A 13624-nucleotide genomic window follows, 5' to 3' on the forward strand; every position below is an offset into this window, starting at 1 on the left:
GCGGGCGTGCGGCGCGCGAAGCGCCGCAGCAAAGCACGCAATTATACCGTTCGCCTGCTGCCGTCCGACAGCGAATCAGCGAGAAGCGTCATGGCCGCGGCGCTCGCGCGCCGGGAGGAAGGCCGCCGCCGCGCGAGTGGGCCGCATCGCGCGGGGCGGCGAGGGCCGGCACGCTATCAGCATGCACGGGCCCCGGGGGCCTGGCGGGCAGCGCCGCCGCGGCCGGCGAACGCTCAGGCCTGCTTCTTGGACAGCGCGAGGCGCAGCAGGTCGGCCACCGTGTTGACGTTGAGCTTTTCCATGATGTTCGCGCGGTGCGCCTCGACCGTCTTGATGCTGATGCCGAGATCGTCGGCGATCTGCTTGTTCAGGCGGCCCGCGATGATCCGTTCGAGCACCTGCTGCTCGCGCGCGGTCAGCTTCGACAGGCGTTCGGTCGCCGCACGCTGTTCCTGGACGCTCTTGCTTTCGCTTCGGGCCTTGTCGAGCATCCGCTCGACGAGCTTGCGCAACTCGGCTTCGTCGAACGGTTTCTCGATAAAGTCCATCGCACCCTTTTTCATCGTCGATACGGCCATCGGCACGTCGCCGTGACCCGTGACGAAGATGATCGGCAGCGCGGCATTGTCGGCAATCAGGCGTTCCTGCAGTTCGAGGCCGCTCATGCCCGACATCCGCACGTCGAGGATCAGGCACGCAATCTGACCGGCCTGCTGGGCAGGCTGGTACGCATCGAGGAATTGCTCGGCGCTCGAGAAGCATTGCACGCGATAGCCGTTCGCCTCCAGCAGCCAGCGCAGCGAGTCCCGTACGGCCTCGTCGTCGTCGACGACAAAGACGGTTTCCTGAGTGGTGGTGACAGGGCTATTCATAGTTCTCCCGTAACGGTATGTGATGCCGATGCCTCGCGCCCCCCTTGGCCGAGATCAGCGGGTTCCCCAATGGGCAGGCTGCAGTGGAACGTCGCGCCGGAAATGCGGCCATCCGGCTCGACGTTGTTGACCACCCACAGACGCCCCCGATGCGATTCGATGATCGAACGGCAAATGTTCAGCCCCATGCCCATACCATCGGACTTGGTGCTGTAAAACGGTTCGAACAGGCGCTCGGCGGTCGCTTCGTCGACGCCCGGGCCCTGGTCGATCACGCGGATGTCGACGAAGCCCGCATCGATGTCGGCGACGACGCGGATCACGCCGTCCGCCGACGCCGGCTTCACGTCGGCCATCGCCTCGGCCGCGTTTTTCATCAGGTTCATCAGCACCTGCTCGATCAGCACGGGGTCGACATAAATAATAGGCATTCTTGCGAGGATTTCCGTGACGATCCGGATCCTGCGCTTCCTGGCCTCGATTTCGGCGAGCCCGACCGCGTCGGCGACGATGTCCGCGACCCGCGCCGGCTGGCGCTTCGGCTCGCTGCGTTTCACGAATTCGCGGATCCGCTTGACGATCATCCCCGCGCGCAGCGCCTGCTGCGCGGTCTTTTCCAGCGCGGGCTGCAGCGTCTCGGGCGTGCCGCGGCCGCTCTTGACGAGCGCGAGCGTACCCGAGCAGTAGTTGTTGATCGCGGCGAGCGGCTGATTCAGTTCGTGAGCAATCGACGACGCCATTTCACCCATCGTCATCAATCGGCTCGTGAACTGCAGCTTCTCTTCCTGCTGGTGCGCGAGTTCCTGCGCCTTCTTGCGGGTCGTGATGTCGGTCGCGATCTGCATCTGCGCGAGGTGGCCGTCCACCCACTGGATGTACTGGCGCCGCACCTCAAACCACTTCTGGATGCTCTCGACGTACACCTCCTGCGCATCCGCGGTGCTGCTGCTCGTCAGCGCGGCGGCCGGGAGGCCGGCGAACGCGTCGACCATGTCGATCGAGTCGGACGATGCCTGAGCGTGGTCGAAGCCGCCGCCCGACAGCTCGAGATGGCCGTCCGGGCGGATGCCGAACAAGTGGCGGTAGTAGCGGTTCGCGAACAGCAGCTCGGCCTCGTCGGCGGCCAGCACCGACACCGCGGCGTCGAGGCTTTCGAGCACGGTCGTGAAGCGCTCGTGGGCGGCCGCGAGCTCCTCGCGCGCGCGCTTCGGCTCGGTGATGTCGGTCATCGACGACATCCAGCCGGTCTGACGGCCGGAGCTGTCGATCAGCGGCGACACGTACAGGCGCGCGTGGAACAGCGTGCCGTTCTTGCGCCGCACGCGCAGCTCGAAGCCCGAGCTCGGCGCCTTGCCGCGCAGCGTCATGTCGAGCTGGCGCTGCATTTCCGGGTAAGCGTCGCGCGGCCAGTACGGGAACGGCGCGACCTTGCCGACGAGGTCGGTTTCGTCCCAGCCGGTCATCCGGCAGAACGCGGGGTTCACGTGCGTGATGCGGCCGTGCATGTCGAGCACGCGCATGCCGATCAGCACCGAGTTTTCCATCGCGCGGCGGAAGAACGCTTCCGCGTACAGCGCCTGCTGCGCCTCGAAGCGCTGGCGCGTGTGCTTCCACAGACTCCAGAGGCTCCACAGCACGAAGCACGACAGGCCTGCCACGAGCCACACGAGCGTGTTGTTGGTCAGGTTCGTGAGCTGCGGGAACGCGTACACGCGCACGGTCAGCCCCTGGCCGGGCGGATCGAGCGGCAGGTCGTAGTGCGAGTCGCGCGGCAGGCGCGGGCGCGTCGACGTGGACGACAGCTCGCGGTTGTTCGCGTCGGTGATCGAGATCTTGTACTTCGACGACAGCTCTTGCGGGATGTCGTGCTTCAGGATGCCTTCGACCGAGAACACCGCGGCGATCGAGCCGAGATATTCGCGGTCGCCGCGCATCACGGGCGTCTGCAGCGTGATGAAGCCGTTGCCGAAGTCGTCGTAGATCAGCGGCGAATAGGCCTGGCGGCGCGTGCCGCGCGCTTCGCCGTAGGCGCCGCGCACGGCGTCCTGCAGCTGCGCGTCGCCGGGCTTCGCGAGCCGCTGGCCGAGCAGCGGCGGATGCACGGCCGGCCAGCGCTGCACGCCGGGCGCCGTGTACCAGTTCAGGTAGAGGATTTCCGGATGCGTCTGCATCACGTCCGCGACGGCCATCTGGAACGCGTTCTGGTCGAGGCGGCCGGACGCCAGATCGCGCGACAGCGCCTGGAGCTGCTCCTGCGCGCCCGTCATCGACAGGCGGATCTGCTGCTGCGCCCACGCGACGTTACGAAAGAGGGTGTCTTCCTGCTGCTGCTGTTCGCGGCGATTGAGGCTCCACAAAATGAGGCTCATCACCACGAGGAACACGAGGATCGACAGCAGCGGCGTCAGCAAATAGGAATTGGACCACCACGGTCCGTGGTGCCAACGGGACGGCTGCGACTCCGCCGGCGGGCCCGACGGTCGCGCCGAGCGTGCGAAAAGCCGATCGGTCAACATGGCAGGATTGTAGCGCAGCGCAATACATGGAAAACCTATACCGGATATGTTGAACGGAAACGGATTTGTTCAGCCGGGACGTGCCCGAGAGCCCTGAAATATGGGTGCGGCGCAGCAATATTCCGTATAGTGAGAAAAGATCTCACGATTCGAAAATTTTGTTGCGCAGGCCCGTGCACGCTCATTACAATCCGCTGAGCTTGCCCGCAGCCGGTCGCGTCGCGTCGTCTGCATGAGAGCGATCCTCACATTCCAGGACCCAGGAGACGAGAATGTCCGCTGTACCGAATGAAGTGATGAAATATGTCGCCGCCGAACGTGACGACGACCCGCAAGAAACCGTTGAATGGCTCGAGTCGCTCGACGGCGTGATCTCCTCCGTGGGCACCGGCCGTGCGCATTACCTGATCGAAAAGCAGATCGAGTTCGCCCGCATGCATGGCGAACACCTGCCGTTCTCCGCCAACACCCCGTACATCAACACGATTCCGGTCTCCGCCCAGGCGAAGATTCCGGGCGACCAGGACCTCGAGCACCGCATCCGTTCGTACACGCGCTGGAACGCGCTGGCGATGGTGCTGCGCGCAGGCAAGGACACGAACGTCGGCGGCCACATCGCATCGTTCGCATCGGCCGCGACGCTCTATGACGTCGGCTACAACCACTTCTGGCACGCAGCGTCCGACCAGCACGGCGGCGATCTCGTGTTCGTGCAGGGCCACTCGTCGCCGGGCGTGTACTCGCGTGCGTTCCTGCTCGGCCGCCTGAAGGAGGAGCAGCTCGACAACTTCCGCCAGGAAGTCGACGGCAAGGGCATTTCGTCGTACCCGCACCCGTGGCTGATGCCGGACTTCTGGCAGTTCCCGACCGTGTCGATGGGTCTCGGCCCGATCATGGCGATCTACCAGGCGCGCTTCATGAAGTACCTGCAGGCGCGCGGCATCGCGAAGACGGACGGCCGCAAGGTGTGGGCGTTCCTCGGCGACGGCGAGACGGACGAACCGGAATCGCTCGGCGCGATCGGGATGGCGAGCCGCGAGAAGCTCGACAACCTCGTGTTCGTGATCAACTGCAACCTGCAGCGTCTCGACGGCCCGGTGCGCGGCAACGGCAAGATCATCCAGGAACTCGAATCGGAATTCCGGGGTGCCGGCTGGAACGTGATCAAGGTCATCTGGGGCAGCCGCTGGGATGCGCTGTTCGCACGCGACCAGTCGGGCGCGCTGATGCGCCGCATGATGGAAGTCGTCGACGGCGAATACCAGACGTACAAGTCGGAGTCGGGCGCGTTCGTTCGCGAGCACTTCTTCAACACGCCTGAACTGAAGGCGCTCGTTGGCGACTGGTCGGACGACGACATCTGGGCGCTGAACCGCGGCGGCCACGATCCGCACAAGATCTACGCGGCCTTCCACGAAGCCACGAACACGAAGGGCGCGCCGACCGTCATCCTCGCGAAGACCATCAAGGGCTACGGGATGGGCGAGTCGGGCCAGGCGATGAACATCACGCACCAGCAGAAGAAGCTGCCGGTCGAGCAACTGAAGAAGTTCCGTGACCAGTTCCGCCTGCCGATCACCGACGAGCAGATCGCCGACGTGCCGTACCTCAAGTTCGAGGAAGGCTCGAAGGAACTCGAATACATGCGCCAGAAGCGCATGGACCTCGGCGGCTACCTGCCGCACCGCCGCGAGAAGGCGACGTCGCTGCCGGTGCCGGCGCTCGACGCGTTCGAGCCGCTCTTGAAGGGCACGGGCGAAGGCCGCGAGATCTCGACGACGATGGCGTTCGTGCGGGTCCTGAACATCCTGCTGAAGGACAAGGCGCTCGGCAAGCGCGTCGTGCCGATCGTCCCGGACGAATCGCGTACGTTCGGCATGGAAGGCCTGTTCCGCCAGATCGGCATCTGGAACCAGGAAGGCCAGAAGTACGTGCCGGAAGATTCCGACCAGCTGATGTTCTACAAGGAATCGGAAACCGGCCAGATCCTGCAGGAAGGCATCAACGAAGCGGGCGGCATGTGCGACTGGATCGCAGCGGCGACGTCGTACTCGACGCACGGCGAGATCATGGTGCCGTTCTACATCTTCTACTCGATGTTCGGCTTCCAGCGGATCGGCGACCTCGCATGGGCCGCGGGCGACATGCGTTCGCGCGGCTTCCTGCTCGGCGGCACCGCAGGCCGTACGACGCTGAACGGCGAAGGCCTGCAGCACGAAGACGGTCACTCGCTCCTGTGGGCGGCATCGGTGCCGAACTGCGTGAGCTACGACCCGACCTTCGGCTATGAGCTCGCCGTGATCATCCAGGACGGCCTGCGTCGCATGGTGCAGGACCAGGAAGACGTGTACTACTACGTCACGGTGATGAACGAGAACTACGAGCACCCGGCGATTCCGCAGGGCGAGCACGTGGCGGCCGACATCATCAAGGGCATGTACGCGTTCAGGAAGGCCGACGCCGACAAGAAGGCGCCGCGCGTCCAGCTGCTCGGCGCGGGCACGATCTTCAACGAAGTGATCGCTGCCGCCGACCTGCTGAAGAACGACTGGGGCGTTGCCGCCGACCTGTGGAGCGTGCCGAGCTTCACCGAACTCGCGCGCGAAGGCCACCAGGTCGAGCGCTGGAACCTGCTCCACCCGACCGAGGAGCGCCGCCTGTCGCACGTGCAGAAGTGCCTGAAGGACACGCAAGGTCCGGTCATCGCATCGACCGACTACGTTCGCGCGCTGGTCGACCAGATCCGCGGTCAGGTCGATCGCCGCTTCGTCGTGCTGGGCACGGACGGCTTCGGCCGCTCGGATACCCGCGAGAAACTGCGTCACTTCTTCGAGGTCGACCGTCACTGGGTCACCGTCGCGGCGCTCAACGCGCTGGCCGACGAAGGCACGATCGAGCGCAAGGTGGTCGCGGACGCGATCGCCAAGTACAACCTCGATCCGTCCAAGCCCAACCCGATGACCGTTTAACGCACACGCGCCGTGTGATGCCGCGCGCCGCTTCCGGGAGGGGCGCGCGCGGCCATGGAGACACAAAAAGATGAGTCAAGCGATCGAAGTGAAGGTGCCGGATATCGGCGATTACAAGGACGTGCCTGTCATTGAAGTGCTCGTGAAGGCGGGCGACACGGTCGAGCCCGAGCAGTCGCTCGTCACGCTCGAGTCGGACAAGGCGACGATGGACGTCCCGAGCCCGACAGCAGGCACGGTCAAGGAAGTGAAGGTGAAGGTGGGCGATTCCGTGTCGGAAGGCTCGCTGATCATCCTGCTCGAAGGCGGCGCCGCGGCGCAGGTGAACGGCGCGGCTGCGCCGGCAGCAGCGCCGGCCGCTGCGGCACCGGCAGCCGCACCGGCTGCGTCGGGCGGCACGCTCGAAGTGAAGGTGCCCGACATCGGCGACTACAAGGACGTCCCGGTGATCGAGATCGGCGTGAAGGTTGGCGACACGGTCGAGAAGGAACAGTCGCTCGTCACGCTCGAATCGGACAAGGCGACGATGGACGTGCCGAGCCCGGCTGCCGGCGTCGTGAAGGATATCAAGGTGAAGGTGGGCGATTCGGTGTCGGAAGGCACGCTGATCGTGCTGCTCGAAGCCGCAGGCGCACCGGCTGCCGCACCGCAGGCAAGCGCACCGGCTCCGGCCGCTGCCGCGCCGGCTCCGGCACCTGCCGCCGCACCCGCGAAGGCCGCACCGGCACCGGCTGCCGCCGCGCCGGCCGCGGCGCCGTCGGGCGAATACCGCGCCAGCCACGCGTCGCCGTCGGTGCGCAAGTTCGCGCGCGAACTCGGCGTCGAAGTCGCACGCGTGCAGGGTTCGGGTCCGAAGGGCCGCATTACGAAAGAAGACGTCACGGGCTTCGTGAAGGGCGTGATGACGGGCCAGCGCGCAGCGCCGGCCGCGGCAGCCGCGCCGGCAGGCGGCGGCGAGCTGAACCTGCTGCCGTGGCCGAAGGTCGACTTCTCGAAGTTCGGCCCGTTCGAGGCGAAGCCGCTGTCGCGCATCAAGAAGATCTCGGGCGCGAACCTGCATCGCAACTGGGTGATGATCCCGCACGTCACGAACAACGACGAAGCGGACATCACCGAGCTCGAAGCGCTGCGCGTGCAGCTGAACAAGGAACACGAGAAGGCGGGCGTGAAGTTTACGATGCTCGCGTTCGTGATCAAGGCGGTCGTCGCCGCGCTGAAGAAATTCCCGACCTTCAACGCGAGCCTCGACGGCGACAACCTCGTGTTCAAGCAGTACTTCCACGTCGGTTTCGCGGCCGATACGCCGAACGGTCTCGTCGTGCCGGTGATCCGCGATGCGGACAAGAAGGGCCTCGTCGATATCGCGAAGGAAATGAGCGACCTGTCGAAGGCCGCGCGCGAAGGCAAGCTGAAGCCGGACCAGATGCAGGGCGGCTGCTTCTCGATCTCGTCGCTCGGCGGGATCGGCGGGACGAACTTCACGCCGATCATCAACGCGCCGGAAGTGGCGATCCTCGGGTTGTCGCGCGGCCAGACGAAGCCGGTGTGGGACGGCAAGCAGTTCGTGCCGCGTCTCATGCTGCCGCTGTCGCTGTCGTATGACCATCGCGTGATCGATGGCGCGGAAGCCGCGCGGTTCAATGCGTATCTCGGCGCGTTGCTCGGCGATTTCCGTCGCATCATTCTTTGATGAGCGGGGAGATTGCTCGCGGGGGCGTGGGGTTGATGTCTGTGATTTGCGCCCTGTCGTTGAACCTGTTTCGCTAACGGTCTGCTAACGTCGCCCCTGCGCGGGGCGGCGGTCACTTTTCTTTGTCTTCCAAAGAAAAGTAACCAAAAGAAAGGCGCGTCCTTGGGCGGACAGCAAAGGTGGTTCTGCCTAGGTTTGCGTTTTCTTGTCAGGCCGTAGTCGGGTTCTTTCGCGGGTTTCTCCCTCTCTGTCTGCAGCTAATCAAGAAGGGGACAGTAATGAGTCTCATCGAAGTCAAGGTTCCGGATATCGGCGATTTCAGCGGCGTCGATGTCATCGAAGTCAACGTGAAGCCGGGCGACGTGATCGAAAAAGAGCAGACGCTCATCACGCTCGAATCGGACAAAGCCTCCATGGAAGTGCCCAGCGACGTCGCCGGCACGGTCAAGGAAATCAAGGTCAAAGCCGGCGAGAAAGTCTCGCAAGGCACCGTGATCGCCATCGTCGAAGCATCGGCAGGCGCCGCCGCACCCGCAAAAGCACCCGAACCGGCCAAGCCCGCAACAGCAGCGCCGGCACCGGTCGCAGCCGCTCCGTCGCCCGCGCCGCAAGCCGGCAGCTATGCCGGTGCGGTGGACATCGAGTGCGACATGCTCGTGCTCGGCGCCGGCCCCGGCGGTTACTCGGCCGCGTTCCGCGCAGCCGATCTCGGCATGAAGACGGTGCTCGTCGAACGCTACTCGACGCTCGGCGGCGTGTGCCTGAACGTGGGCTGCATCCCGTCGAAAGCGCTGCTGCACACGGCACTCGTCATCGACGAAGCCGCGGCGCTCGCGTCGCACGGCATCACGTTCGGCAAGCCGGAGGTCGATCTCGACAAGCTGCGCGACTTCAAGGGCGGCGTCGTCAAGAAGCTGACGACGGGCCTCGCCGGCATGGCGAAGGCACGCAAGGTCGAAGTCGTCACCGGCGTCGGCGCATTCGTCGATCCGTATCACATGGAAGTGCAGGGCGAAAACGGCAAGAAGGTCGTCAAGTTCAAGCAGGCGATCATCGCCGCGGGCTCGCAAGCCGTGAAGCTGCCGTTCATGCCGGAAGACCCGCGCGTCGTCGATTCGACGGGCGCACTCGAACTGCGCCAGCTGCCCAAGCGCATGCTCGTGATCGGCGGCGGCATCATCGGCCTCGAAATGGCCACGGTGTACGCGACGCTCGGCGCCGAGATCGACGTCGTCGAAATGATGGACGGCCTGATGATGGGCGCGGACCGCGATCTCGTGAAGGTCTGGGAAAAGTACAACGCGAAGCGCTTCGGCAACGTAATGCTGAAGACCAAGACGGTCGGCGCGGAAGCGAAGGAAGACGGCATCTACGTGAAGTTCGAGGGCGAGAAGGCGCCGGCGGAAGCGCAGCGCTACGACCTCGTGCTCGTCGCGGTGGGCCGCAGCCCGAACGGCAAGAAGATCGGCGCCGACAAGGCAGGCGTTGCCGTCACGGATCGCGGCTTCATCGACGTCGACAAGCAACTGCGCACGAACGTCCCGCACATCTTCGCGATCGGCGATATCGTCGGCCAGCCGATGCTCGCGCACAAGGCCGTGCATGAAGGTCACGTCGCCGCGGAAGCCGCGCATGGCGAGAAGGCGTACTTCGACGCACTGCAGATCCCGTCGGTGGCTTACACCGATCCGGAAGTGGCGTGGGCCGGCAAGACGGAAGACCAGTGCAAGGCCGAAGGCATCAAGTACGGCAAGGCCGTGTTCCCGTGGGCCGCTTCGGGCCGCGCGATCGCGAACGGCCGCGACGAAGGCTTCACGAAGCTGATCTTCGACGAGGAAACCCATCGCGTGATCGGTGGTGCAATCGTCGGCCTGAACGCGGGCGACCTGATCAGCGAAGTGTGCCTCGCCGTCGAGATGGGCGCGGACGCGGAAGACATCGGCAAGACGATCCATCCGCACCCGACGCTCGGCGAATCGGTCGGCATGGCTGCCGAGCTGTACGAAGGCGTCTGTACGGACCTGCCGCCGCAACGCAAGAAGTAACGCGACCGGCACGGCCGGTCACGCACCGGCCACGAAAAAACGCCGCCGCCCGGATTACCCGGGCGGCGGCGTTTTCTTTGGCCCGCGGCCGGCGATCAAACGATCGTTCGAGACCGGCAGGCGGCTGCCGGTTCGTGTGTGTTCCGGCGCCAGAAACGAAAAAGCCGCGCTGGGCGCGGCTCTTTCAGGAGCAGGGGACGCTTACGCGGCCGGCTTGCTCGAACGACGTGCGGCAGCGGCGGTAGCAGCCTTCGTTGCGACGGCAGCAGCGGCGTTGAAGTTCGTCTCGGCGATCTCGACGGCTTGCTTCGTTGCCTTCTGAACCGTTTCGTACGTGGTGTTCGCAGCGTTCAGTGCCGACTTCAGCGCGGCGACAGCCGTTTCCGAACCAGCCGGTGCGTTCTTCGCGACGTTGTCGACGAGTGCCTGGACCTTCTTGTTCTGCTCTTCCAGTTGCGCTTCGGCAACCTTCGTGAACTCGGCTTGCGTCGACGATGCGATTTCGTACAGGTGACGGCCGTACGACAGCACCTTTTCCGCGACCGGCTGCGACAGGCTGGCCTGCAGTGCGATCAGTTCCTGCGCGTCCTTCACCGACAGCAGGCGCTGTGCGTTTTCCTGGCCTTCGGCTAGCGTCGACTTCACGACCTGCAGGTTGAGTTCGATCAGCTTTTCGACGCCTTCGAACGCCTTGGTCGTCAGACCGAACAGGCTTTCGAGGTGGGCTTTCTGTGCAGCGGCGATTTGCTCGGGGGTCAGCAAGGACATGTCAAGCTCCTGAAAAGCGATCGCGTCGATCGCAGGGTAAAGGGCACTACGCTGGGGAATCTCGGATGTGCGTGCTTTGTGCAACGCAGCAATGAAGCCTATTTTAGGGCAGAGAAAACCATTGTCAAGTATTTTTTGTGCGTTGCACAATCGCGACAAATTATCGATAAAACAACGAGTTATCGTGAGCTTTCGGAACCGGTTTCACGCGAAATCCCAAATGGTGCGCACGACCCCGAGGCAGACACGGCGCACCATGATCATGCACAGGTAAACCTGACAGGGCTGTGGAACGTTATCCTTCTGTTCCTGTCGAAAAACGCGCCGTTTCGATGCGCGTGCCGTGGCGACGTGCCGCCGCCACGGTCGAGACCGGTGCCGCTGGCACGCCGAGCGCCGGATACGTAGTTTCCCCGCTTTAAATCGCCTCCAAAGTGACGTTATCTCAATTAACCGTGTGGTAATCGGGAGGCGGGTGCTGTTGGGCAGCGTATCCCATGAGTTTTTTCGATGGGGGCGGGAGGGTCGATCGACCGAAGTTTGGTCGACCCTTACATTCCGGTTTAACGACGATCGGTAAGTGCCTAATATTGCTCTTTTTTTCAGCTTTAACTACACTTGCGGAAACCTCCCGCCCGCTTTGTCCAGACCCCAATGAAAGCCGAATCGTTTTCACCGCGCAGATTGTTGCAGAGCATGACGCTCGGCACGGCTGTGTCGGTCGCAGTCGCCTTGCTGGCGACCACCGCGTCCGTCGCGCCCGCTGACGCCTTTGCCGCCACTGCGAAGACCCAACAAGCCGCCAAGAAAAAGGCCGCCGCTCCTGCTTCGTCCGCGAAGAAGAAGTCGGCCACGGTAGCGTCCGACAAATCCGCCAAGGTCGCCGCGGCCGATGCGCCGCGTGCGAAGGCGTCGCGAAAACGCGTGACGCTCGCGGCGAACGTGCATGGCGGCCACCGCGGCGCGGTCCGCAAGGTCGCGTTCCAGCCGCGCCGGCCGACGGTCGGCCAGGCGTTCGGCCTGCACGACACGCCCGACGCGCTCGCGCTGCGTTCGAGCGTCGCGTACGTCGTCGACCAGAATTCCGGCGAGCCGCTGTTCGACAAGAATTCGCACGCCGTCGTACCGATCGCGTCGATCTCGAAGCTGATGACGGCGATGGTCGTGCTCGACTCGAAGTCGCCGATGGCCGACCAGATCGAAGTCACCGACGAAGACCGCGACTACGAGAAGGGCACGGGCTCGCGCCTGTCGGTCGGCTCGGTGCTGTCGCGCGAGGACATGCTGCATATCGCGCTGATGGCGTCGGAAAACCGTGCGGCCGCCGCGCTGTCGCGTTACTACCCGGGCGGCCGTCCGGCGTTCATCGCCGCGATGAACGCGAAGGCGAAGTCGCTCGGCATGACCGATACGCATTTCGAGAATTCGACGGGCCTGTCGAGTTCGAACGTGTCGAGCGCGCGCGACCTCGTGAAGATGGTCAATGCGGCGTACCAGTACCCGACGATCCGCCAGTTCTCGACCGATCGTACCTACGAGGTGTACACGGGCAAGCGCAATCTGGTCTACAACAGCACGAACGCGCTGATCCGCGGCAACGGCTCGTGGGACATCGGCCTGCAGAAGACGGGCTTCATCAACGAAGCGGGTGAGTGCCTCGTGATGCAGGCGACGATCCACGGCCGGGCGATGGTGATGGTGCTGCTCGATTCGTTCGGCAAGTATTCGCGCTTCGCCGACGCGGCGCGCCTGCGCAACTGGCTCGATGCCGGCGGTGGCGAGCGCCTGACGGCGGCCAACACGCCGAACGGCGGGACCTGATCGTGTCGCGGCGGTTCGCCGTCGCGCCGATGGCTGCAAGAAAAAGCCCCGCAATCGCGGGGCTTTTTTCGTTCGGGGGCGCAGCGGCCGCCGAGAGCGGCTTACGCCAGCCGCTGCAGCCCGTCCGCGTCCTTCGTGGGCGCCGGCCGGTAGCCGAGCGATTCCGAGATGGTGAGGGCCGTACGGCTCAACTGGCCGAGCCACGCATCCTGCAGGCGATCGGCCGGGGCCGACAGCGACAGGCCCGCGACGAGCTTGCCCGAGTCGTCGTAGATGCCGGCCGCGATACAGCGCACGCCGAGCTCCAGCTCTTCGTTGTCGCGCGCGCACGATTGCTGGCGAACGATCGTCAGTTCGCGCTCGAGCTTCGCGATGTCCGTGATGCTGTTCTGCGTATGGCCGGACAGCCCCGTGCGCGTCGCATAGGCGCGCACGCGCGACGTTTCGTCGGCCGCGAGGAACAGCTTGCCGACCGACGTCAGATGCAGCGGCGCACGGCCGCCGATCGCGCGGACGACCTGCATCCCCGAGCGCTCCGAATACGCGCGCTCGATATAGACGATCTCGTCGCCCTGGCGTACCGACAGGTTCACGGTCTGCCCGGTGAGGCGGTGCAGCTCGCGCATCGGCATCAGCGCCGCGTCGCGCACCGACAGGCGCGCCTTCACGAGGTTGCCGAGTTCGAGCAGCCGCATGCCGAGCCGGTACGTGCCGGGATCGGAGCGATCGACCAGACGACAGGTCACCATGTCGTTGAGGATGCGGTGCGCGGTCGACGGATGCAGCTCCGTCCGCTGCGCGAGTTCCTTCAGACTGACGGGGTCACTGTGCGCGGCGAGCGCGTCCAGCAGCCGCATCATGCGTTCGATCACCTGGATCGACGTTTTTGAATCCGGGGTGGGTTGGCTCATGTCGGGGGAGAAATCGGTTGACGCGTCAAGCG

At 64.8% G+C, this 13624-nt stretch carries 8 protein-coding genes and 1 pseudogene; 5 read left to right on the plus strand and 4 right to left on the minus strand.

Annotated features, from left to right (window positions below):
* Positions 1–233 precede the first annotated feature (233 nt).
* Together fixJ and fixL are read right to left on the minus strand one after the other, a co-directional pair.
* Positions 234–872: an oxygen response regulator transcription factor FixJ gene (gene fixJ, locus BFF94_RS07440; RefSeq protein WP_085039245.1), complete on the minus strand. Its 639-nt coding sequence runs from the start codon at positions 870–872 to the stop codon at positions 234–236.
* A complete protein-coding gene (gene fixL / locus BFF94_RS07445) occupies positions 869–3388 on the minus strand; it encodes an oxygen sensor histidine kinase FixL (RefSeq protein WP_219139173.1) in 2520 nt (839 codons plus the stop codon). The genes fixJ and fixL overlap by 4 nt, the downstream gene beginning before the upstream one ends.
* On the opposite strand from fixL, the pseudogene BFF94_RS38290 reads away from it, so the two are divergent.
* The 4 genes and pseudogenes from BFF94_RS38290 to lpdA all read left to right on the plus strand — a co-directional run.
* Positions 3308–3525, plus strand: a pseudogene (locus BFF94_RS38290) (hypothetical protein); the annotation flags it as partial. The gene fixL and the pseudogene BFF94_RS38290 sit on opposite strands and share 81 nt — an antisense overlap.
* 135 nt (positions 3526–3660) lie before the next feature.
* Positions 3661–6357, plus strand: a complete 2697-nt coding sequence (aceE, locus tag BFF94_RS07450; RefSeq protein ID WP_128844688.1) for a pyruvate dehydrogenase (acetyl-transferring), homodimeric type — start codon at positions 3661–3663, stop codon at positions 6355–6357.
* Positions 6358–6427: 70 nt separating this feature from the next.
* Positions 6428–8047, plus strand: a complete 1620-nt coding sequence (aceF, locus tag BFF94_RS07455) for a dihydrolipoyllysine-residue acetyltransferase (RefSeq protein WP_219139174.1) — start codon at positions 6428–6430, stop codon at positions 8045–8047.
* A 278-nt stretch (positions 8048–8325) separates the two neighbouring features.
* A complete protein-coding gene (lpdA, locus tag BFF94_RS07460) occupies positions 8326–10092 on the plus strand; it encodes a dihydrolipoyl dehydrogenase (protein ID WP_128851142.1) in 1767 nt (588 codons plus the stop codon).
* Positions 10093–10293: 201 nt separating this feature from the next.
* Here the strand turns inward: lpdA and BFF94_RS07465 are convergent, their stop codons facing one another.
* Positions 10294–10860 (minus strand): phasin family protein, encoded by a 567-nt coding sequence (locus BFF94_RS07465; protein ID WP_128851145.1) that lies wholly within the window; start codon positions 10858–10860, stop codon positions 10294–10296.
* A gap of 654 nt (positions 10861–11514) precedes the next feature.
* Here BFF94_RS07465 and pbpG point away from each other — a divergent pair.
* Positions 11515–12681 (plus strand): D-alanyl-D-alanine endopeptidase, encoded by a 1167-nt coding sequence (gene pbpG / locus BFF94_RS07470; protein ID WP_128851147.1) that lies wholly within the window; start codon positions 11515–11517, stop codon positions 12679–12681.
* A gap of 101 nt (positions 12682–12782) precedes the next feature.
* Here pbpG and BFF94_RS07475 read toward each other — a convergent pair whose 3' ends face one another.
* Positions 12783–13592, minus strand: a complete 810-nt coding sequence (locus tag BFF94_RS07475) for an IclR family transcriptional regulator (protein WP_128851150.1) — start codon at positions 13590–13592, stop codon at positions 12783–12785.
* Positions 13593–13624 lie beyond the last annotated feature (32 nt).

It is taken from the genome of Burkholderia catarinensis (genome assembly GCF_001883705.2).
GTDB classification, from domain to species: domain Bacteria; phylum Pseudomonadota; class Gammaproteobacteria; order Burkholderiales; family Burkholderiaceae; genus Burkholderia; species Burkholderia catarinensis.

Bases quoted from the DNA above. Each gene is read 5' to 3' on its own strand.
- fixJ (WP_085039245.1), bottom strand. From the start codon at position 872: ATGAATAGCCCTGTCACCACCACTCAGGAAACCGTCTTTGTCGTCGAC.
- fixL (WP_219139173.1), bottom strand. From the start codon at position 3,388: ATGTTGACCGATCGGCTTTTCGCACGCTCGGCGCGACCGTCGGGCCCG.
- aceE (WP_128844688.1), top strand. From the start codon at position 3,661: ATGTCCGCTGTACCGAATGAAGTGATGAAATATGTCGCCGCCGAACGT.
- aceF (WP_219139174.1), top strand. From the start codon at position 6,428: ATGAGTCAAGCGATCGAAGTGAAGGTGCCGGATATCGGCGATTACAAG.
- lpdA (WP_128851142.1), top strand. From the start codon at position 8,326: ATGAGTCTCATCGAAGTCAAGGTTCCGGATATCGGCGATTTCAGCGGC.
- BFF94_RS07465 (WP_128851145.1), bottom strand. From the start codon at position 10,860: ATGTCCTTGCTGACCCCCGAGCAAATCGCCGCTGCACAGAAAGCCCAC.
- pbpG (WP_128851147.1), top strand. From the start codon at position 11,515: ATGAAAGCCGAATCGTTTTCACCGCGCAGATTGTTGCAGAGCATGACG.
- BFF94_RS07475 (WP_128851150.1), bottom strand. From the start codon at position 13,592: ATGAGCCAACCCACCCCGGATTCAAAAACGTCGATCCAGGTGATCGAA.